We start from the raw sequence: 22117 nt of genomic DNA on the forward strand, positions 1-22117 counted from the left end.
CTTCCCCTCACTTTCCCTCGCGTTCCCTCACCTCTCCACACCCCGGCCACCCCTCTCACCCCCCACCGGCCGGCCCACAAGAAACGACTCTCCCATGGTTCTCCACACCTCCACTGTGGCCCCCGGAACACCGTCGGTCACCGCCGAACCGTCCTCGCGTCGGATCACCCGAAACCGCGACACCCGCCGGTTCCGTCATGCACAGCGCACCTGGCTCTATGTCGCCGGTGACCTGCTCGCGATCGTCACCGCGACCGTCATCGCCGACCTGCTCTCCATATACACCTGGGCACCCAGCGTCGGCCTCGTCGCCGACCATTTCTTCTCCGAGCGCAACCTGCTGCTATCCGTCGGTGTCATCGCCTTCTGGCTCAGCGCGATCGCCTTCACCCACGGGTACAGCCACCAGGCCCGGACGTTCCCCCGGATCGGCCGGGAGAACGTCATCAAGGGCAGTCTCGTCTTCGCCGCCGTGCTCGCCATGGTGGACGCGGTGTCCAGCTACTCCCTGTTCCGCCACTTCGCCCTCTTCGGACTGCCGGTCGGCCTGTTCCTACTGATGGTCTCCCGCATGGTCTGCCTCCGCGTCACCAAGCGCTACCTCGCCGAACTGCAGCACAACTTCCTCGCGATCGGGCAGGTCCGGGACATCAACCGTCTCCTGCGGTCCTTCCATGACATCCAGGAGGCCGGCACCCTCATCCACGGCATCCTGCTGACCGACCCGGAGAACCGCGACCGCCTCCTCGATGCAGGACCGGTGCCGGTGGACTCCGTCTGCATGAGCGTCCTGACCACCGAGGACTTCATCCAGACCGCCGCATCCTATGACTGCGACGCCGTCTGGGTCGCCTCAATCAGCGAATTCGGCCACCGGAATCTGCGACGGATGTCCTGGCAGCTCAACAAGCTCAACATGCGTCTCTACCTCGACCCGATGCTCGAGGGCATCAGCGGTACCCGTCTCGATGTCGTCCCCTTCGGCCCCCGGCATGCCCTGTATGTCGACCGCCCCCGGTTCAGTGCCGCCAACGGCCTGGCCAAGCGGGCCTTCGACATCGTCGTCTCTGCCGTCGCCCTGGTGTTGATCTCCCCGATCATGCTGCTCACCGCACTGGCCATCAAGATCGAGGACCGTGGTCCGGTGTTCTACATCAGTGACCGGGTCGGCTACCACGGGCAGTCCTTCCGGATCTTCAAGTTCCGCAGCATGCACACCGATGCCGATGAGCGGCTCCAGAAGCTGCGCGACGAGGTCGGCGCCGATGGTCTGTTCAAGATGAAGGACGACCCCCGCATCACGAAGGTCGGCAAGTTCATCCGCAAGACCAGCATCGACGAGCTGCCCCAGTTCATCAATTCCCTGCTCGGCACGATGAGTGTCGTGGGTCCCCGCCCCCACCTCAGCCACGAGGTGGACGCCTTCAGCTCCGACATGCGGATGCGTATGGAGGTCCGCCCGGGTATCACCGGCCTGTGGCAGGTCTCCGGCCGGTCCGACCTGACCCCGCAGCAGGCCGAACAGCTTGACCTCTACTACGTGGACAACTGGTCCCTGTCCCTCGACATGAAGACCGTCGCCCGGACCTTCCGCGCCGTCGCACTGTCCCGGGGAGCGTACTGATGCGCATCCTCCATGTCACCGACTGCTTCCACGGCGGCGTCGCCACCGCGGTCGACCAGTACGCCCGACTGACCCCGGAGCACGAGCACCTGCTGCTCGCGAACAACGCCCGGGGGTCGGACGCTCCGGTGCAGCGCACGCCCGGTGTCTTCCTCACCGACCTCGAACTGCCCGCGTCCCCGGTCGCGGCAGTGCGGGCCGTGCGGGACGCCGTCCGGACCTACCGACCGGACGTCGTCCACGCCCACTCCAGTTTCGCCGGAGCTTACGTGCGTACCGCGGCGGCTCTCGACCGGGTGCTACCGGGCAGCGAGGCACGCCCGGTGCTCTACACCCCGCACAGCTTCGCCTTCGAACGGGCGGACATCCCCACCTGGAAGAGGTCCCTGTTCCGCGGCATGGAGAAGGTCCTCTATCCGCTGACTTCCGTCGGTGCCCCCTGCGCCGACCGGGAAGGCGAGCTCATGGTCGGCCTCGGCAACAGGTTCGGCCGGGGTGTGCCGGTGATCGTCGTCCCCAATGTCCTGCTCGACGACCATCCTGCTGTCCCGGACAGCTGGGCGCCGACCGAGCCACCGACCGTGGGCGTCGTCTCCCGGGTCACCCCGCAGCGCGATCCGGCGTTCTTCGTCGAGACCGCGACGCGGATCCGGGCGGCCCGACCCGACGTACGTTTCACGTGGATCGGTGACGGGGACGGCAAGGACACCACCCTCACTGACCTGCTCACCGAGGCGGGCATTGAGGTCACCGGGTGGCTGTCCGGCGAGGAACTCCGCCGACGCATCTCGGAGCTGTCCCTGGTCATCCACACCGCCCGGTGGGACGGCTTCCCGATGGCGGTTCTCGAGGTGCGCCGGATCGGTGTCCCTCTTCTCGTGCGTGACATTCCCGCCCTGCAGGAATGCCCGGCCACCGCCCGCTTCGGCACACCGGAGGAGGCGGCGGAGAAGGCCCTCACCATTCTCGGCGAGGGGACAGATCCAGCCCGGTGGGACGGCCTCGACCGTGCCCACACCCCCGACCGACAACGCGACCGGCTCACCGAGGCCTACCGCCTTGCCGTCGGCCTCCCGAAGGAAAAGGTGACCGTGTAAATGCCGGGAACAGTGACGGATCTCAGGCGCACCAGTGGAGCAGCATCCTCTCCGCTGGTGCTCTCGGTCGTACTCGGCGCGATCGCCGTGGCCGTCGGACTGGTCATCCGCCCGGCACTGACCGGCAGGTTCGGCGGATTCGGCGGCGACGCAGCAACGATCCAGTCGATCATGTCCTCGCCGTTCGATGCCGTTGACCTGGGCTACGGCTCCTACTCCGTCATCGCCGACTTCTACATCAGGATCGGGCTGTCGGACGCCCCGACCGCCGCCGGCGTCCTCGGCGCGGTGGTCGGCGCAACTGTGCTGGCCATCGTGCTGATCCGGGTCGGAAGTGTCCACCTCGGACGCCTGTCACTGGCACTGGCGTTTCTCGCACCCCTGACCATCGGCATCTACCAGGCCGCCTACACCAAGGAGATCATCATCTCCCTGGCGATGCTGGTCGTGGTGCTGATGCCGGTGAACTGGCTCGGCGAACTGCTGGTCATCGGCACCCTTGTGGTGCTCGGCGCCGAGTACCGCACCTACTGGCTCCTCGTCGCCGGAGTCTACGTGGTCGTCCGCTTCGTGCTTTCCCGCCGTGACGGACGCACCGTCGGCCGGGTGGTGTGGATGATCGTCCTGCTCTCGGTACTCGTCGGGCTGGCGATGTGGGTGACACAGGGTGTCCCGGCGGACAGCTTCCGTGGAGACGTCAATGACACCGCCTCCCGCCAGTCGGACACCGGCTCCCTGATCACCAGGTTCATCGAGGCACCCGAACCTGTCGGTGGTGTCCTGAACTCCACCCTGACCTCTCTCTTCTTCATCGTCCCACTGCCGATGCTGCTGAAGCTCTCGCCGTACTACCTGTTCATCGGCATTCTCTTCGCCGTGATCTGGATCAGTGCGGTGCGGGCGGCGACCGTCGCCGGCCGCAGCACACCGATGCTGGGACGCTTTATCTCCCTGCCTCTGGCATTCCTCGTCGTCCAGGGGCTCTACGAACCGGACTGGGGCTCCGCACTACGGCACGCCACCCCACTCATTCCGTTCATCGTCGGAGCCGTGGCGCTGTCGGAACAGATCAGGGCGGCACCACCGGGCTCGCCGCCTCCGGACCACGCGTCCCCCTCCCCCACGCCCCCACGACCAGTTAGGACCCTCATGACCCCGCGAACCACTGATCACACCGACGGCTCCTCCGCGCGCAACGTGCTCGCCGACTACCTCGGACATCTCCGCCGGTGGTGGTGGATGCTGGTCGTCGGCCTCGTCGTCGGTGGACTCGTCGGATGGGGAGCCTCCGCGGTGATGCCGAAGGAGTACACCGCAACCTCCCAGCTCTACGTCGGTACAGCGTCCTCCGGAGGTTCCGCTGACGCCTACAACGGCGCAATGCTCAGTCAGAAGCAGGTCGGTTCCTACGCCGAGATGGCGACCGGGCGGGCGCTCGGCCAACGGGTCGTCGATGACCTGAACCTCGACGAGACGGCCAGTGACGTCGCCTCGATGATCAGCGCCGGCGCGCACAAGGACACCGTCATCCTGGACCTCAGCGTCGCCTCGGATGACGCCGAGTTCTCCCGCGACGTGGCGAACTCCGCCGCCGTGCAGCTCCAGGCTATGGTCCGCGACCTCAATGCGCAGACCTCCCCGACCGGACAGTCCGGGGCGCCGCAGCTCGCCGTGCTCAATGACGCGGAGACCCCGGAATCGCCCTCCTCGCCGAACACCCTGCTCAACATCATCCTCGGCCTGGTGCTCGGCTTGGTCATCGGCGCGGTCGTCGCCGTGGTCCGCGGTCTCACCGACCGCCGGATCGGCGGGAGCGACGAGGTCCGCGAGATCGTCGACGCCCCGGTCGTGGGAACCATCGGTACAACCGAGGCTCTCGCCGAGCGCCACACCATCGACTTCACCGCCGCCCCGACCCCCGCTGCAGAGCAGTTCCGTGAACTGCGCACCAACCTGCGCTTCCTCGACGTCGACAATGCCCCGACCGTCCTCGCCGTCACCAGCGGTATGCCTGGTGAGGGAAAGTCGACGCTGGCGGTCAACCTCGCTCTGGCACTGGCCGATGACGGCGAGAGCGTCTGCCTGGTCGACGGCGACCTCCGCAATCCGAGCATCGCCGACTACGTCGGCGGCAACCTGCAGTCTGCGGTCGGCCTGTCCACCAGCCTGGCCGGGGCCGCCGAGATCGATGACGTCGTCCAGCTCACCGCCGTCGACGGCCTCAGCGTGATCACCTCCGGTCCGATCCCGCCGAACCCGGCCGAGCTGCTGGGCTCGCGACGGTTCGGGGAGGTTCTCGCCACGCTGGCCGCCCACTTCGACCACGTCATCATCGACGCGTCCCCGGCGCTGCCGGTCACCGACGGCGCGCTCGTCGCCGCGTCCGCAGACGGTGTCATCCTCGCTGTCCGTCACAACCACACAACCACCGATCAGCTCACTGCGACGGTCGACGGCCTCGACGCCGTCAATGCGCGTGTCCTCGGCGCTGTCGTCACGCTGACCCCGTCAGCGAAGGGCAAGGGGTACCACCGCTACGGGTACGGGTACGGTACGACCGGTCAGACGGCTCCGGCGTCCACCGAATCCGCCCCCGATTCCGCTGCGGCCCGATCGGCCGCCCATCGCATGGACGACATCAAGGAGAGCACCCAGGAGCGGGCCGAGGTGGAGAGCTGAGCGCCGCCCGGCACCGAGGACCCGGCCGATTCGGCCGGGTCTTTTCCCGTGTCTGGAACATGGGTGGAGCCCTGTTCGGTCAGGGACTGAACTTCCTGGCGATGCTCCTGCCGATCATCGGCGGAGAAACAGGCCAACTCGCCTATCTCATGATGCCACTGGCCCTGGCGACCGTCCTGTCACGGACGTCGATCCTCGGTTTCCACAGCCGCTATCTGACGGTGCCGGAGGAGCGGACCAGGACCTCGACAGCGGTATCGGCCACGTCACTGTCGGTGACGACCCTGCTCTGCCTGGTTGCCGGAACAGCCGTTGCTCCGGTACGGGACGTCGCCCTGTGGACCGGACTGCTCGTGATTACCAACGGGCTGTACCTCATGGCCGTGGCCGTGGCGACGCGCGAGCAGCGGATGGACGTCTACTCCACCGCCCGACTCGCCTTCGGCGTCACCAACATGGTGATCACCAGCCTGGTGGTCTTCGTCGTCCCGTTCGAGGCCGGCCTGATCGTCGCCGCAGCAATGAATCCTCTGGTGGGCGCGGTCCTGATCCTCGCGAGGACGGAGAACCGGGTCCTCCCTGCCACGTTCGAGGATCTGCCGCGCATGCTGGACCGCGAGCACCGTTTCTATCTCGCCGGATCCGGACGGGCGACGGGGGGAGTTCTGCTCTCCGAGATCGGCTTCCAGTTCCAGGGTTTCATCACCCCGTTCCTCGGGCAGTACCAGGAGATCTGGGCCGTAGTGGTGCGTCTGACCGGTGGTTTCGGCACCCTGGTGCAACAGATCATTGCACCCCCTTGCGAAGCGAAGCTTGCCGGGTGCATACGTGCCGCCGACAGTGACGGCACCAGAGCATGGTTCAGGAAGATGATCCTCATCGGAGCCGGACTCGGCGTCGGCAGCGCTGTCGTGCAGACTGCCGCAATCCTTCTATTCCTGCCTGATGATGATGCCGTGACAGCCGGTTCGCTCGTCGCGGTGAGCGTGTTCTGCCTCTTCTGGATGCCGTCGGCCATGTGCGGGAAGATTCCACTCATGAAGGGGCTCACCCGTCCTTACCTGGCATGGTCGGTCACCAGGCTGGTTTTCCTGCTTCCCCTGCTCCTGTTGCGGGATGGGAGCCTCTTTGTCGCCGTTGTCACAGTCATGTCGGTCACCTCGGTGATCATCATCTGGATCAGCGCTCGGCCTGCCACAGTCAATCAGTAGCTGCGGGCGGCAGCCAACAGCCCTTCTTTCGCTTCGGACACACTCGAGCGCCGCAAAGCTGCAGCCTCTGCACACGATGCGATGAGCAATTCACGCTCACGGTCAGACGCGGAATACAGAGCATCATGCATCTTCAATTCGGTTTGAGCGCCCACCACCCCCATGTAATCGTGGTACTTGAATGAACTTTCCGCACCGCTGAACGGCAAAAGCGGCACAACAGGTACACCGTAGGAATCCGCGACAATGATTCCGTGGAGGGAAGCAGAGAAAACTACGCCCGCGGCACCGATCTCTCGCACCACCTTTTTCGGTTTGGCAGTCGGGAGAACCAGACGCGCACCGATCCCATCACAGAACTGGTTAAGCCGACTCCACTGAGCAAGCTCCGAGAAGTGTGGAACATAGACGATGTCCTGCTGCTTCACAGGGTGCCCGAAGACCTCTTTCGACAGTAGACCGGGATCACCCAACGGTACGCTTTCCTTGATCCCTAACCGTTCTGCCGTCAGGTTTCCCCGCACCGCAAGGAATCTCATCTCTCGCTTGGTGTTCTCCTCGGGCAACGCACCCGAACGTAGGCCACTACCCCACACAGAAACAGGGGTACCCGGCCGTTCCATCCGTTCCAGGACAGATCCGATGGCGACCAGGTCGGCTTTTTCTGCTGCACTCCAAACGACTTTTCTTCCGAATGCCGCTTCCACGATCTCCCGGGACATCTCATCGCCGAAATTGAGAAAAAGTTCCCTGGAAGCCACGATCCCTCGAATCCAAGACTTGGGCTTGTAGACCAATTCAGCAGCCAGCGACCTCGGACTGCGGCGGAGATTCCACCAGTACAGCCTGATGTGGTTCATCCGATGGTCTCCTCATTCTTCGTACTGGTGGAGATTCCGGTCCGCACCAGGGTCGCCAGATCCGACCAGTCCGGCTGTTCAGCGACACGGCGGACGGCGCCGGCGGACAGTTCCCGGTAGAGATCGGGATCGGTGATCAGGGGTTCCAGAGCATCCGCCACGGACTCAGGAGTGGTTTCGGCGGACACGGCACCGAAGCCCTCGAGCTGTTCCGGGATCGCACCGACCGGTGTACCGACGCAGGGCACGGCATGAGCCAAAGCGAGCGTCACCGGTCCGGACTGGCTGGCTTCGGTGTACGGCAGCAGCATGACGTCCATGCCCCGGACGATGTCGGTGACCTCCTCGTCGGGGATCCACCGGGTGTCCCAGACGGCCTGGGAACCGAGGTCGGTCTCCCGGAGCCGTTCCTCGGGGCCGCTGCCGGTGATCCGGAGCTCGAACGGCGAGACGCCACGGTCACGGAGGATCTTCGCAGCCGCCAGGGCGATGTCGATGCCCTTGTACTGCTGCAGCCGACCGAACAACCCGATCACCGGTAGGTCAGGGAGTTCCCGTGGATCCGTGGCGGCGTCCTGCAGGTCGAAGGGCGGGTGGGAACCGGTGGCGACAGGCACGTCCACCCGGCCGGAGAGTGCCCGGGTCACGGCGTCGGAGAAGGTGACGATCCGGTCTGCACGGCGTAGTTCATTGCGCTTACCGAGGATCTGGAGGATGTTCTCCTCCCCCGGGTGGATGGTCGCGTCATGGATGCAGGCGACGTATTCGACATCCCGGGGAGTGAGCACGGGAAGCGCGAGCGACTGGTAGACGCTCTCCATCACACAGACGACGCGGTCGATCTTCTGGGTCCGGAGCCAGCGACGCACCCGCAGTGAATTCCACACCAACCGGGGAACGCCGAGGATGACGCCGAGAGTGGAGGTGTAGGTGCGCACCGGGAAATCTCCGGCGCAGCGGGTGCCGGTCTCCGCGAGCCGCGGGGCGATCTCGGCGTCCGGATTCCAGGAGAGGTAGGCATTGTCGGTACGGGTGGGCAGGTCGCCTGCAGCGAGATCCCCGTCGACAAGGTCGGCGAGGAAACGGGGGCCGCCACCGGTGCGACCCCAGTGGACCCAGAGGGTCCGTGCATCAGGCGACAGGGTGAGGGACCTGTCGTTGGACATGTCTGTCACTGTACGGCCCTGCTGCCGGTGCCGCACTACCGCACGCCTCATATTGCCGCTGCCCGGAGCCGGGGTTAGCATGAGCGGCAGAACCTCTCCGCTCTCTGCGCTTCCTCTCCTCTTTCTTTACCCTCTGTTGCTCCTGTCCCCTCACACCTCCCAGGACGAACCCTCATGACGTCCGATCAGACGACCCGTGCCCCGGCGTCGCCGACAACGCCGTCCGGCCGACACCGTAAATCTCAGACCCGAAATATCCCGGTCGACACCCTCCGCGGTCTCGCCTGTATTCTGCTGGTCACTTTCCATGTCATCGGTGACAATGCCGCTGCGGGGATCCACGTATCCGACGACAGTGCCTGGCGGTACTACACCGAATCAGTGGAGTACCTGCGCATGCCGCTGTTCACCCTGCTGTCCGGTCTGGTCTACGCCTGGCGACCGCTCGCCGAGCCTTCCCGGTACCGCGATTTCATGACGAAAAAAGCCCGACGGCTGCTGGTGCCCTACGTGATCTTCGTGCCGCTGCTCGGTCTTACACAGATGGTCGCCCCTGATGTGAACGGAACCGTGGAGTTCGAGCCCCTGAGCTGGTTGGTGTACTCCCTGGGCCCGTACTGGTTCCTGCTCACCACCTTCTGGATGTTCGCTGTCGTGGCACTCGCGGACTCCTACGGCCTGTTGCGCAGCCCGTGGGTGTTCGCAGGCGTGTTCCTCACTTTCTCAGCCATCGTCGTCCTCGTCGATACCGGGGGCCTCCGGGCATTCCAGCTCGGCCAGGCACTCACCCTGTTCCCGTTCTTCCTCGCCGGTATCGGTATCCACCGCTTCCGTCTGATTCCCCGGTCCGTCACGGTGGCGATGTGCTGGACGGTCGCACTTATCGCCCTTGTCGTCGCAGTACAGCTGTCGCTCAACGACCACCTCCCGGAGTTCGATTCCCGGCACAGCGTCGTCGGTATCGCCCTGGGCATCGTCTTCCCCGTCACCTTCCTCGGCTGGTCTCTGCAGTCACGGGCGTTGGCCTGGATCGGCGGGTACTCGTCCGGGATCTTCCTGCTGCATTCCTTCGCCATCGGGTTCTTCCGGGCGCTCACAGGTGCTGTCGGCATCGACAGCGACATCCCGCAGTTCATCCTCCTCTCCCTCGGCGGCCTCTTCGGCTCCGTGCTCGGCGTAATCGTCCTCCGCCGTTTCCGCATCGGACCGGTCATGGTCGGTCGCATCATGCTCGGCGAGAAAGGAAAGAAGTGAACATCCTCTTCGTCTGTACCGGCAACATCTGCAGATCCCCTGTCGCCGAGTACCTGCTGCGGGGCCTGGTTGGTGCCGGCCTCACCGTCTCCAGCGCAGGCATCGCGGGGCTGACCGGATACGCCATGGACCCCCGGTCCGTGGAGTACCTGCGACTCCGCGGCATCGACGGGAGCGATTTCACTGCCCGACGGGTCAGCCGTCGGATCCTGAAAGAACCGGATCTCATCGTTGGCTTCGAACAGGAGCACGTCAACGAATGCCTGGCCCTGGAGCCTGCGGCGATGTCCCGTAGCTTCCGCCTCTGCCAGCTCGCCAACTGGCAGCGCAACGGAGACCTGACGTCACTCACCGACCTGCCGGCGTTGCGACGGACGCTGCCTGCCCTGGACTGCGAACTCGAGGACCCGGTGACCTTCCAGACCTTCGACGACTACTTCCGGGTGCTCGACGTGATCTCCGCCGATGTCGCCGCCCTGGCCGAGCTCCTGCCCGTCGAGGTCTGACCGGTGCCGCGCCGGATCAGCCCACTGGCCCGGCGACGCCGCCTCATGACCGTCCTGGCCGCCATCCTGGTGATTCTTGTCGGGGCCTGGAGCTGGTTCGCCGTGACCAAGATCTACTTCCCCCGTCTCGACCCCGCGCCGAAGGACGCCGATGTCCTGGTCCAGGTCGGCGGAATCCCGTGGAAGGACTACCAGACCGCACGGGACACCGCGCAACGCCTAGGCATCCGTGATCTCGTCCTATCCGACCCGTCTTCCGGCAGTTCGGTGCGCGACCGCTACTGCGGTCCGTTGGAAGGTGTCCGGGTCCACTGCTTCGCTCCGGATCCGTCGACGACCCGGGGCGAGGCCCGGGGTTTCGCCGAGCTCGCGGAGCAGAACGACTGGCACTCCGCCTACGTCCTTGCGACCGGACGTGAGCACGTCGAACGGGCCCGGCTGTACTTCTCACGGTGCTGGGACGGGGAGTTGGCTGTGAACCGGCCGACGTCCGGAAGACCGTTCAGAACCCACCTCAGCCAGTCCTGGTACCAGACCGCTGGGTGGTTGAAGGCCGTACAGGACAGTTCCTGTTAGCCCCGCGGAGCAACAGTGCCGATGATACGGTCGGACTACCACCTCTCCACCACCCTCAATGAGACACTCTCCCCCTCCTCTCCCGTTTCACCCCTCACAACACCTAAGGAACCGGCATGTCCAGCTCCTCAACCCCAACACGCCTGTCCTGAATCGACACCGTCAAAGGCCTGGCCATCGTGCTCGTCGTGCTCTACCACGCGGCAGGCCTCGCAGCGGCCAAGAGCTGGTCCGGTGACCAGCTCAACACTCTCACCGACGCACTGCTCACCGTCCGTATGCCGCTGTTCTTCGCCATGTCCGGATTCTTCTTCCTCCGGCGCGTTGACCGGCCATGGTCCTGGCAACTGAGGAACCGGGCCGGCCCGTTCCTCTGGTTGTACGTCCTGCGGACCGTCCTCTGGGTTCTCGCATTCCACGTGATCCCCTGGCAGCGCGAATCCGAATACGGATTCGGGGATGCGGCACGACTCTTCTTCGAGCCCGGCGTCGGCCCCTGGTACATCTACGCGCTGGCCATCTATTTCGTCGCCGTGAAACTTATGCGGCCACTCCCCGTCTGGGCACAGTTCCTCATCGGCGCCGCAGTCTCCCTCCCTGTCGCCTGTGGATTCATCGAACCCAACTCCTGGGCCTGGACCACTCTGCTGTCCCATTTCATCGCTTTCCAGATCGGCGCCCTGGGCTCTGCAGTTCTCGCCGGGATCGCCGACCGCGCCACTCTCATGAGGTTGCTGGGGTTCGGCCTGCTGTGGGGGTTCGGCAGTGGCGTTCTCTTTTTCCTTTTCGACAGTCTGGACAACCTCGGCCGCATCCCCGTGACGCTGCTCGGCATGGCCATGGGTATCACCGCGGCAAGCCTGATGGCACGCCACATCCCGTGGCTCCATTTCGACCGGCTCGGCCGACACACCTTGCCGATCTACCTGCTCCATGTCCCGCTGCTCGGGGTCCTCTACAGCATCGACGTGGACCTCCCCGCAAATCCCGCCGTCTCCATCGGCGTTCCTCTCCTGTTCACCGCACTCGCCGTCGTCGGCTCCCTGGCGATCTGGCGTGTCCGGCGGCCGATCCCCGGCCTCTTCACTGCACCGTGGACCGGCGACGGTGCGAACACGAGGTCTCCCCGAATTTCAGAGACCCCCTCCGGACGACACCGCTCCGACGCTCAGAAATCCTCCGAAAAAGCAGGACGACCTGCGCGTTAACCTTCGGGACACCCTGCCGATATACTCGCATAACTTTACCTACCCTGACCCGTTTCCACCCCCGTGTAGCGGATTGTCAAATCCCTGCATCGTTACCGGGTCGTGATTATCAATACCCCTTCACCTGCATCTCCCTGGCAGAAGTAACCACCCGGTTACCCCAGGGGGTACCCGGGTGGTACCCCCCATTGACCAACTGGTCCGATTGCCATACCCCACCTGACCTGCATATTCTCTCTGCACACCCCGAGGAGAACGGGCCCCTCCAGCCCAATCCCCCACTCCCCGGAGGTCTTCTCCACAGGCACCACCCGGACCGCTGCCGGATACACCCCTCAGACGACCGTTCCTCTCCTATGACGGTCACCCCCTCTCCCGCAGCGACTGTCGGCACCGGAAACTCCTCACTCCGGCGTCCGATGCCGGTGGTGCCTGAACTCATCTCCCCCGCACACTCCCCCACACCCCTGTGGTCAGGCCAATACTCCGTTCCAGGTATACCCTGGTGCGTGACTGACTGTCCCACAACTTTAAGGGGTGACTCCCCCATGAGAATCGCACTATTCGCCACATGCATCGTCGACGCGATGTATCCGGAGGTCGCGCAGGCCACGGTAAACGTCCTGGAAAGACTCGGCCACACGGTCACTTTCCCGGAACGCCAGGCCTGCTGCGGCCAGATGCACATCAACTCCGGCAAATTCAAGGACGCCTACCCGGTCGTCCGCAACCATGTCCGCGCCTTCGAAGACGAGAGCTGGGACTACGCTGTCGCGCCGTCCGGCTCCTGCGTCGCCTCCCTCGGCCACCAGCACCCGATGATCGCCGAATACAACGGCGACCCGGACCTCGGTGCCCGGGCCACCCAGATCGCGGACCGTACCTACGAGCTCTGCCAGTTCCTCACCGACGTCTGCGGTGTCACCGACGCCGCCGCGGAACTCGGGTCGTACTTCCCGCACTCCGTCGCCTACCACCCGTCCTGCCACGGCATGCGGCTGTTGCGCCTCGGCGACCGGCAGCGTGACCTGCTGGCGTCCGTCGAAGGCCTGGACCTGCGCACCATCGGCAACGAGGACTCGTGCTGCGGGTTCGGCGGCACCTTCTCCGTGAAGAACCCGCAGGTCTCCGGGGCCATGCTCGGTGACAAGGTCGAGGCGATCATCTCCACCGGTGCCTCCGCCTGCACTGGCGGGGACGCGTCCTGCCTCATGCACATCGGTGGCGGCCTCTCCCGCACCGGACGCCTGGTGCCCGGCGAGGGCCACATTCCCGCCGCCGTGCACCTGGCACGCATCCTGGCGTCCACGAAGGAGAATCCGTTGCTGCTGCCCGAGGACGGCGCCACGGTGACGGGAGGTGCGCTGCGATGAACACCCCGACCCGCAACACCACCGTCCTCGGCATGCCGACCGTCCCCGGCCGTGGAAACCTCAACGAACTCCACCCCTTCCCCGAGGTCGCCGAACACGAGCTCGGCAACGTCCAGATGCGCACCAACCTGCGCAAGGCCACCGGCACCATCCGCGGCAAGCGTCTGCAGCGCGTCGCCGAGATGCCGGACTGGGAAGACCTTCGCGACACCGCCGAGGCGACGAAGAACGACGTCATCGACCGGCTGCCCGAACTCCTCCTCCAGTTCGAGGAGGCCTTCACCGCAGCCGGCGGCCACGTCCACTGGGCCCGCGACGCCGACGAAGCCAACGCCATCGTCACCGGACTCATCGAGGAGAACGCCCCGGTCAATGAGCGGGGACGCCGTGACGTCATCAAGGTGAAGTCCATGGCCACCCAGGAGATCGGCCTCAACGAGGCCCTCGAGCCCGCCGGCATCGACGCCTACGAGACCGACCTCGCCGAACTCATCGTCCAGCTCGGCGGCGACAAGCCCAGCCACATCCTCGTCCCCGCCATCCACCGCAACCGCGAGGAGATCCGGCAGATCTTCCTCAACGGCATGGACGACGTCGACCCCGACCTCGACTCCGAACCCGAGCACCTCGCCGAGGCGTCCCGCCGGCATCTGCGCCGCAAATTCCTCGAGACGAAGGTCGCCGTCTCCGGCGCGAACTTCGGCATCGCCGAGACCGGTGCGCTGTCCGTCGTCGAGTCCGAGGGCAACGGCCGCATGTGCGTCACCCTGCCCGAGACCCTCATCACCGTCATGGGCATCGAGAAGCTGCTCCCGACCTTCCAGGACCTGGAGGTGTTCATGGAACTGCTCCCCCGGTCCTCCACCGGCGAGCGGATGAACCCGTACACCTCCTTCTGGACCGGCGTGACCCCCGGCGACGGCCCGCAGAATGTCCACGTCGTCCTGCTCGACAACGGCCGCACCCGGGCCCTGGCCGACCAGCACGGCCGCGACGCCCTGCGCTGCATCCGCTGCTCCGCCTGCATGAACGTCTGCCCCGTCTACGAACGCGCCGGCGGCCACGCCTACGGCTCGGTCTACCCCGGCCCCATCGGTGCGATCCTCACCCCGCTGCTCACCGGCGTGGACGAGTCCGCCAACGGTTCGCTGCCCTACGCGTCCTCCCTCTGCGGAGCCTGCTTCGACGCCTGCCCGGTGAAGATCAACATCCCCGAGATGCTCACCCGGCTGCGCAACGAGGACCAGGAGGTCAACCACAACACCCGGCTGCCGCACACCCAGCTGGACGCCGCACTCGACGGCGCGAAGTGGATGATGAGCGACGGCCGGCGCATGGGCCTGGTCGAGAAGGGCCTTCCGATCGCCAACCGGCTGTCCCCGAAGGCCGGCCTGTGGGGACTGCCCGGCGTCGCCGGGAAATGGACCTCCTCACGCGATGTCCCGCAGCCGCCGAAGCAGTCCTTCCGCAGCTGGTTCAAGGACCGTGAGAAGAACGGCGAGAAGGGAAAGAACAATGACTGACACCTCTGACGCGCGCACCGAGGTCCTCGCCAGGATCCGGTCGTCCCTGGGGATGCGTGACGGGGAGAACAGCACCCTGCCCGCCGGGGAGACCACCGACATCCCCCGGAACTACCGCCGCAGCGGTGACCTCGCCTCCGGCTCCCCCGAACTCGTCGACCTCCTCGTCGACCGTCTCGAGGACTACGACGCCACCGTGCGACGCGTCGCGGACACCGATGACGCCATCACGGACGCCGTGGCGTCCTACCTGGCCGAGCGCGGCCACGGCGGGGACGGGAACACCGTGGTCGCCCCCGTCGACGTCGACGCCCGATGGCTCGGTTCCTTCGAGGACGCCGGCGGCGAGGTCCTGCAGGACTCCGCCTCCGCCCCCTTCTCCGTGGCCGACCTCGACCGGGTGGACGCCGTGGTCACCGCGTCCTTCTGCTCGGTGGCGGAATCGGGGACCATCCTGCTCGCCGGCCCGGACTCCGGACGCCGCGCCACGACCCTGGTCCCCGACCACCACGTCGTCGTGGTGAAGGTCGCCGACATCGTCGAACTGCTGCCCGAGGCCGTCACCCGGCTCACCGACGCCGGTCTGCACACCTCCCCGGTGACGATGGTCGCCGGGCCGAGTGCCTCGGTCGACATCGAGCTGGTGCGTGTCCAGGGCGTCCACGGGCCGCGGACCCTGGACGTGGTGCTCGCGGGGTAGTCACTCCCCGGCGGGGAGGTTGCGCTCCGCCGGCTTCCGGATGAAGACGACGGAGGCCAGCGCACCCACCAGGGCCAGCACGGCGGCGATGATGAAGATGCCGTGCAGGCCGTCAAGGAAGAACTGCAGGGACTGCTGCGCCAACGGCGCCGACTGCTCCGCGATCGCCCGGAACTGCCCCGCCTCGGCGGCCTCCTGGGCGACATCCCGGAACTGGTCGGGGATCGGCAGACCGTCCAGTCCAGACCCGACCTTGTTCGCCAGGTACGCGCCGTAGACCGCCACACCGAAGGCCGTGCCGAGCGGCAGCGCCGTATTCGCCAGACCACTGGCCATCCCCGTACGGGACGCCGGCACGACCTCCACCGCCAGACTCATCACGTGCGGCAGCATGAGGCCGGTTCCCGCACCCATCACCACGAGCATCGGCAGCAGTGTCTGCCAGCCCGAGGAGGCGTCCAGCCGCAGCCCCAGCATCAGTCCGGCAGCGACGACGACCATGCCGACGGCCTGCACCCACCCCACCGGGATCCACGTCACCGCCCGGATACCGACCGCCGAGAAGATGATCATCGGCACCGCCAGACCACTGGCCACGTAGCCGATCTCCAGGGCGGACAGCCCCAGCTGACCCGACATCCACAGCACCAGGAACGGCAGCATGCCGAAGCTGAACATGCGGGACGCGAAGGCGTTGAAGGTCACCGTGGCGAAGGAGGGGATACGGAACAGGCGGAAGTCCACCATCGCGGCGTCCTTCTTGTTGATCTCCCAGAGGATGAGCGCGGCGAAGAGGAGCACACCGGCGATGAGTGCGGCGAGGATCGCGTGGTCCGTCCAGCCGCGGTTCTCGCCGTCGATGATGCCGTAGTTCACCAGCACCAGGGCACCCACCGTCAGCACCATGGCGAACGGGGCGACACGCGGCACCTTCTGCTGCGACGGGTCGCCCCGACGGTGCAGGTCAGGAACACAGAACAGGGTGGCGAGGATGACGAGGACGCCGATCGGGATGTTGATCGCGAAGATCCACTTCCACTGCCCCGTCTCGACCAGCGCACCACCGATGAGCGGGCCGAAGGCACTGGCCGCGCCACCGATGCCCATCATCGCGGCGACCGCCTTCGTGCGCTTGGCGGAGTCGTCCGGGGAGAAGGCGTCCGACAGCAGCGGCGTGGCTGTCCCGAAGACCAACGCACCACCGGCGCCCTGGAGGGCACGGAAGGCGATGAGGCCGGCCTCCGAGCCGGTGACGATACAGCCGATGGACGCCGCGAGGAAGACCACGTGCCCGATGAGGAAGATCGTGCGGCGTCCGATGATGTCCGAGAGGCTCGCCGCAGCGAGCATGAGGGACGCGAAGGTCAGCGAGTAGGCGTTGATGACCCACTGGGAGCCGGACAGGGTCAGCCCGAGATCCTCGCGGATGGCGGGGAGGGCGACGAGGACGATCGTGATGTCCAGCGTCATCATGATGGTGGAGACCGCGGAGACCCCGAGACTCCAGCCGACGATGCCCCGGGACGACCGGTCGGGGTCGGCATTGGCCCTGACCTTCCGGTGCCTTCCCGGGCTTCCTCGGCCGGTCCGTGCGCTGGGTGCGGTAGTCATTCCAGTCACTGTATCGGAGGGGAACGCGGTTGTGGTGGAACAGTGGCCACAGAAGTTTCATTCAGCGCCAGGCAGCGCCAGGCAGCCCCAGGCACGACGGAACCCCCGCGTCCGTCCGGGATGGACAGGCGCGGGGGTTCCGGGACCCTTTGACGGGACGCTGTGGCTCAGAGACCGCCGAGCAGCAGATGGAGCAGATCGCCGACAATTCCAACGAGACCAGAAACGAGACCCATGTGGTTCTCCTCCTGAGGAAAATAGGTTGAGGTGAGGGTAGATGTTCTGGCTGTCCGGGTGTCCGGATCAGCGCTTCGAACACCCATGAATGTATGGGGGTAGCACTATCAACTGATTGCCCGGCCATTACAGGTCAGTAACAACACCTGTTTCCGCCGTGCTACACCAGGGTTTTCCTCTACTCCCTCCCGTTGCCGACCCGGCATGCGTAAGGTGGCCCGCATGAATGAATCTCCTTTCAGTACCACGCTGACCGTCGGCCGGCTCGAGCTGCCGAACCGCATCGTCCAGGCCCCCATGGGCCGCCTCCGCGCCGACCTGGAGGGACGCCCCGGCGATCTCATGGTCGAGTACTTCCGGCAGCGCGCCGGTATGGGCCTCATCGTCACCGACGGCACCTCCCCGTCCCTCGACGGCCGCGTAATGTACACACAGCCCGGCCTGTACTCCGATGACCAGGTCCCCGGCTGGACCGCCGTCGCCGATGCCGTCCACGCCGAGGGAGGACGCATCGTCGCCCAGCTCATGCACGCCGGCTGGAACACCCACGAGAAGGTCACCGGCCTGCCGGTCGTCTCCGCGAGCGCCGTGGATCACCGTGGCTGGGCGCACGACGCCGAAGGTAACCGTCTCCCCTACGAGACCCCTGTCCCCCTCGATGCCGAGGGCATCGCCCGGATCCGTGCCGACTTCGCCGCCGCCGCCCGCCGTGCCGTCGACGCCGGGCTCGACGGTGTGGAGCTCCACTCCGCCAACGGCTACCTGCTGCACTCCTTCCTCGCCCCGAACTCCAATATCCGTGACGACGAGTACGGCGGATCCCCGGAGAACCGGGCACGCTTCGTCATCGAGGTCGCTGCCGCGGTCGCCGAGGAGATCGGCGCCGACCGCCTCGGCATCCGCATCAGCCCCGGCATGACGATCCAGGGTGCCGTGGAGGACGACGACGCCGTCGCCGCCGAGACCTACCGGCACCTCATCGACGGGCTCAACGCCCTGGGTGACGGCTCCGGCATCGCCTACCTCAACCTGGCCCAGCCCGCCCTCGACGGCGAGCTGGCGACCGGCATCCGCGAGCAGTTCAACGGCCCCATCTTCGCCAACCGGACCACCGGAACCAAGCAGGTCAGTACCCGGCAGGACGCGCTGGACATCCTCTCGCTCGGCTACGACGCCGCCACTGTCGCCCGCCCTGCCCTGGCCAATCCCGACCTCGTCGTCCGGTGGACCGCCCCGGATTACACGGAGGAGTCGCTCAACGCCCCGGACCCGAAGACCTTCTACTTCGGCGGCGAGAAGGGCTACACCGACTACCCGACGCTCTGACGGGTACCTGTCTTCCCCCGCGTCCTCCCGCTGCGCGCCCTCTCCGCGCCCTCTCCGCGCCCTCTCCGCGCCTTATGTCGAGTTAGCACCCTCACCGGCAGGATTGGGGCGGACTTTTCTGCCTGTGAGGGTGCAAACTCGACACGGGGATCAGGATGGCGGCGCTGCCAGTGCTTCAGCAGCAGCCACCGCCCTCGCAATCGCAGCATCCACCTGCTTCATCAGCTCCTCCAGATCCGACAGCAGATCGCGGTTCACCCGCACCACCTCCCACCCGAGGTCCTTGAGCTGTTGGAACAGTCGGAAATCAGTGTCGTTCTGGTCGTCCTCGTCATGATGCCGCCCGTCGTAGTACAACGCGACTTTCAGTTCCACGCACGCCAGGTCAGGTGTCGTGCGCTTCCGGTACCCGGTCCCGAGAGCCACCGTGACCTGGGACGACCAGACGTGGTCGCCCGCGACATCCGCAAGCGCGTCCCGCACCAGCAACCGGAGCACGGTCTCCATCGGTGACTGGGCACCCTGGTCGCACAACGCCAGCACCCGCTTCAGCACCCGACGGCTCACCGTCCCCCGCGCCGCCACGAGAATCTGCCGTGCCGTGACATGGGTGCACTGGTAGAAAGCATCGATCAACTGGACCGCCCGCACCTCCCGGTCCCCCATCCCGGGAACTGACGGTATTCACCAGGTCTTCTTGCCGCGCATAACGCTGGACAGGCACTGGACGGCGGCGGTCGCGGCGTCCACCGAACGCAGCTCGGGGAACAGGGGGTCAGGACGCACCGTCACCAGGTCAGCGGGCGGCGTCCGGAACTTCGCGCCGAAACGACTGCGGGCGCTGCGGCGGGTGTGGGTCGAGAAAAAGACGACAGGTTCACTGTCCGCCCAGTGCGGCAGACCGTGCATCGCCGCCGCGAGCCAGCCGGTAGCGACAGCATCGCGGGCGAGTAACCAGTGTGCCCTGCCGCGGGTGACGATGTCCCACTGGAACTCCCCTGGATCCTCGCTGGACCAGCCGCAAGGTCCCAGTCGTTCCGGGAACGGCCCTCCCTCTTCCGGCGGGATCAGAACACCACGGGTAGGACGGTCCGACCGGTCCACTGCACTGCGTGGTATGCCCTGGTCAAGGGCATCTTTCCGCAACAGCGGAGCCAGGTCCGGCAGCACCCTTTTCGTGAAGTTCGGTCCCCGGCCAGGCTTTATCCGGCCGTCTCGTTCTGCGGCATCCCAGAGTTCTCCCCCGTATTTCCCCATGGCACCAGTCAACACGACGGGGACAAGCTGACGGGGCGTTTTCCCCGACTCCCTCCGGTCCATCCCCGGAGATGTCGAGTTCGCACCCTCACCGGCAAGATTGAGGCACATTTTCCTGCCGGTGAGGGTGCGAAATTGACATCAGAGACATCAGAACAGTGGGGCGGAGGATTGTGGGGCGGGAGTGGTGAGCGGGGACGCAGCGTACGCAGGGGGCGCGGCAGCTACTTCTTGCACGTCACGATCGGCGAGGGGTCGTACTTCGTCGTCGTGGTGTTCCGGGAGACCTCACGACCCGAGAGATCACGCACCACGCGGGTGTCCGTGGTGGTGAACCCGCGCGAGCCCGAGGACGGGGAGCACTTGTCACCCTCCAGCTCGATACGCTCCGGGTCGGTGTAGTTCGTCTTCGCACCCGGGATCGACTCCACGTCCACGTGCCGCACACCGCGCAGCTTCACCGACACCGAGGAGCTGTCCGCCGAGGCCTGGATCAGCACCGGGGTGTCGAAGGTGTTCTTGAACTGCAGGTCGATGGCACCTTCATAGACCGTCGCCTCGCGTCCCGCGGGGTACCGGCTGATGTAGTAGGAGTGCGCCGTGTGCGCCACATCCTCCATCCCGGCGAAGTAGGACGCGTTGTACAGGGTCGTGGCGAACTGGCTGATGCCACCGCCGACGGCGGTGTCCGCATGGCCGTCCTGGATGACGCCCGCGTCCACGTACCCCTGCGCCTCGCCACGCGGACCGGTGTATCCGTTGAGGCTGAAGGTCTCGCCCGGCAGCACGATCGCACCGTTGACCTGCTCGGCGACCCGGCGGATGTTCACGCCGGAGTCGCTGGCGAAGCCGTCGGTGGAGAATTCACCCATGACGTCGTCGAAGGTCGCCTTCTCCGCCATCTCGGTGGTGTACGTCGCCTTACGGTCGTTGTAGGTCACGTCGTGGTGACGCTCCCGGGTATCCAACAGCTTGTCCTGGAGCTTGTCGAGGGTCTTCTCCCAGTCGATCTCCACCCCGTCCTGGGACGGGATGACGGTGAGGTCATTGCCGTTGACCTCGAAGTTCGCGTTGCGGAACTCCACCTCGGTCTGCCCCAGCTGTCCGGTGAGGATCTCCTTGGCGGCCTCGGTGTTCCAGTCGGTACGCAGGCTGTCCCCGTCCGGGACGAAGGTGACCACGCGGCCCATGTCCGCAGGACGCAACACACCCTCGACGTTGTCGCGACCGGAGAAGACGAGGTCACCGGAGGTCACCTTGTCGACGACTTCACGGGCGACCTTGTCTGCCTCCTCACGGCTGACGGCGGCCCTGGTCACGTCGGCGTCCACGCTCACCCTGTGGTCGGTGTTGAGCCAGTTGTCGCGGATCGCCGCGTCCACGGCGTCCTGCTCGACGCTCTGGCCGTCCACGTCATCGGCGATGTCGGCCTTGCCCTGGTCATTGATGGCCAGGGTGGCGTTCGAGGCGTCCTGACTGAGGTCGTCGGCGACCCGGCGGACGGTACCGTTGACGAGATTGTCGTTGAAGTGGCTGACGGTACCGACCTCACGGGTCTGCCAGAAACTGGTCACCCGGGTGATCGGGTTCTTCGGCTGTTCACCGGCCTGGTCGACGGTGGCGTCCCAGTCGACGGTCAGGCCGGAGGTCACCGGGTCGACGGTGGTCTCGAGCCCGCCGGCGGTCACGTCCACCGGGGTCTTCACCTCGTCGGCGAGCTGGTTGCGCAGGCGGACCTCCGCCTGGTTCGGTGACATCCCACCGATGTCGACGCCACCGACGGACACACCGCGGGGCACCGTCCCCTCGGACATGACCAGGTCGGTGGCGTAGAGGACGCCACCGATCCCGAGCACTCCGAGCAGCGTCCACAGCCACCAGAGGCGCCGGAACAGGGACCTGTTGGCGC

General features: G+C 66.1%; 18 protein-coding genes. 12 read left to right on the forward strand and 6 right to left on the reverse strand.

The genetic code is table 11. The features are described from left to right. The first annotated feature begins 94 nt into the window (after positions 1-94). Genes CVA01_RS03755 through CVA01_RS03770 form a run of 4 tightly spaced genes read left to right on the forward strand, consistent with a single transcriptional unit; the run spans position 95 to position 6611 of the window. The gene (locus tag CVA01_RS03755; RefSeq protein ID WP_141328731.1) at positions 95-1624 is read left to right on the forward strand and encodes a sugar transferase; all 1530 of its coding nucleotides are present in this window, start codon (positions 95-97) and stop codon (positions 1622-1624) included. Further along, positions 1624-2721: a glycosyltransferase gene (locus tag CVA01_RS03760; protein WP_141328732.1), complete on the forward strand. Its 1098-nt coding sequence runs from the start codon at positions 1624-1626 to the stop codon at positions 2719-2721. Before CVA01_RS03755 ends, CVA01_RS03760 begins: the two co-directional genes overlap by 1 nt. Beyond that, positions 2722-5400, forward strand: coding sequence for a polysaccharide biosynthesis tyrosine autokinase (locus CVA01_RS03765; protein WP_141328733.1), 2679 nt, complete (start codon positions 2722-2724; stop codon positions 5398-5400). Positions 5401-5459: 59 nt separating this feature from the next. After that, the gene (locus CVA01_RS03770; RefSeq protein ID WP_141328734.1) at positions 5460-6611 is read left to right on the forward strand and encodes a hypothetical protein; all 1152 of its coding nucleotides are present in this window, start codon (positions 5460-5462) and stop codon (positions 6609-6611) included. Here CVA01_RS03770 and CVA01_RS03775 read toward each other — a convergent pair. Then, complete coding sequence (locus CVA01_RS03775; protein WP_141328735.1) at positions 6605-7471, reverse strand: polysaccharide pyruvyl transferase family protein; 867 nt, start codon at positions 7469-7471, stop codon at positions 6605-6607. The two genes, CVA01_RS03770 and CVA01_RS03775, sit on opposite strands and share 7 nt — an antisense overlap. After that, complete coding sequence (locus tag CVA01_RS03780) at positions 7468-8637, reverse strand: glycosyltransferase family 4 protein (protein ID WP_170209685.1); 1170 nt, start codon at positions 8635-8637, stop codon at positions 7468-7470. Before CVA01_RS03780 ends, CVA01_RS03775 begins: the two co-directional genes overlap by 4 nt. A 174-nt stretch (positions 8638-8811) precedes the next feature. On the opposite strand from CVA01_RS03780, the gene CVA01_RS03785 reads away from it, so the two are divergent. The 7 genes from CVA01_RS03785 (at position 8812) to CVA01_RS03815 (ending at position 15777) form a co-directional block, all read left to right on the forward strand. Continuing rightward, entirely contained in the window at positions 8812-9891 is a 1080-nt protein-coding gene (locus CVA01_RS03785) for an acyltransferase family protein (RefSeq protein WP_141328738.1), read from the forward strand. Beyond that, positions 9888-10397 carry an arsenate-mycothiol transferase ArsC gene (locus CVA01_RS03790; RefSeq protein WP_141328740.1) on the forward strand — a complete coding sequence of 170 codons (510 nt, stop codon included), beginning with the start codon at positions 9888-9890 and terminating at the stop codon, positions 10395-10397. The genes CVA01_RS03785 and CVA01_RS03790 overlap by 4 nt, the downstream gene beginning before the upstream one ends. A 3-nt stretch (positions 10398-10400) precedes the next feature. Continuing rightward, on the forward strand, positions 10401-10973 hold the full coding sequence (locus CVA01_RS03795) for a hypothetical protein (RefSeq protein WP_244938124.1): 573 nt from the start codon (positions 10401-10403) through the stop codon (positions 10971-10973). Between the two features lie 152 nt (positions 10974-11125). Continuing rightward, positions 11126-12181: an acyltransferase family protein gene (locus tag CVA01_RS03800; protein WP_141328742.1), complete on the forward strand. Its 1056-nt coding sequence runs from the start codon at positions 11126-11128 to the stop codon at positions 12179-12181. 548 nt (positions 12182-12729) lie between these two features. Beyond that, a complete protein-coding gene (locus CVA01_RS03805) occupies positions 12730-13554 on the forward strand; it encodes a (Fe-S)-binding protein (protein WP_141328744.1) in 825 nt (274 codons plus the stop codon). Beyond that, positions 13551-15077 carry a lactate utilization protein B gene (locus tag CVA01_RS03810; RefSeq protein WP_141328746.1) on the forward strand — a complete coding sequence of 509 codons (1527 nt, stop codon included), beginning with the start codon at positions 13551-13553 and terminating at the stop codon, positions 15075-15077. Before CVA01_RS03805 ends, CVA01_RS03810 begins: the two co-directional genes overlap by 4 nt. Beyond that, positions 15070-15777, forward strand: coding sequence for a LutC/YkgG family protein (locus tag CVA01_RS03815; protein WP_141328748.1), 708 nt, complete (start codon positions 15070-15072; stop codon positions 15775-15777). The genes CVA01_RS03810 and CVA01_RS03815 overlap by 8 nt, the downstream gene beginning before the upstream one ends. On the opposite strand, the gene CVA01_RS03820 is transcribed toward CVA01_RS03815, so the two are convergent. Continuing rightward, the gene (locus CVA01_RS03820) at positions 15778-17388 is read right to left on the reverse strand and encodes an MFS transporter (protein ID WP_141328750.1); all 1611 of its coding nucleotides are present in this window, start codon (positions 17386-17388) and stop codon (positions 15778-15780) included. It abuts the gene before it with no gap. Positions 17389-17847: 459 nt separating this feature from the next. Between CVA01_RS03820 and CVA01_RS03825 the strand changes: the two genes are divergently transcribed. Next, a complete protein-coding gene (locus CVA01_RS03825) occupies positions 17848-18951 on the forward strand; it encodes an oxidoreductase (protein ID WP_141328752.1) in 1104 nt (367 codons plus the stop codon). Positions 18952-19101: 150 nt separating this feature from the next. Here the strand turns inward: CVA01_RS03825 and CVA01_RS15195 are convergent, their stop codons facing one another. The 3 genes from CVA01_RS15195 to CVA01_RS03835 form a co-directional block, all read right to left on the reverse strand. Then, entirely contained in the window at positions 19102-19602 is a 501-nt protein-coding gene (locus tag CVA01_RS15195) for a DUF559 domain-containing protein (protein ID WP_244938125.1), read from the reverse strand. Positions 19603-19635: 33 nt separating this feature from the next. Next, positions 19636-20055 (reverse strand): hypothetical protein, encoded by a 420-nt coding sequence (locus CVA01_RS15200; RefSeq protein WP_244938126.1) that lies wholly within the window; start codon positions 20053-20055, stop codon positions 19636-19638. Between the two features lie 377 nt (positions 20056-20432). Continuing rightward, positions 20433-22022 carry a VanW family protein gene (locus CVA01_RS03835; RefSeq protein ID WP_244938147.1) on the reverse strand — a complete coding sequence of 530 codons (1590 nt, stop codon included), beginning with the start codon at positions 22020-22022 and terminating at the stop codon, positions 20433-20435. Positions 22023-22117: the final 95 nt, after the last annotated feature.

Source organism: Corynebacterium variabile, assembly GCF_006539825.1.
GTDB classification, from domain to species: Bacteria; Actinomycetota; Actinomycetes; order Mycobacteriales; family Mycobacteriaceae; genus Corynebacterium; species Corynebacterium variabile.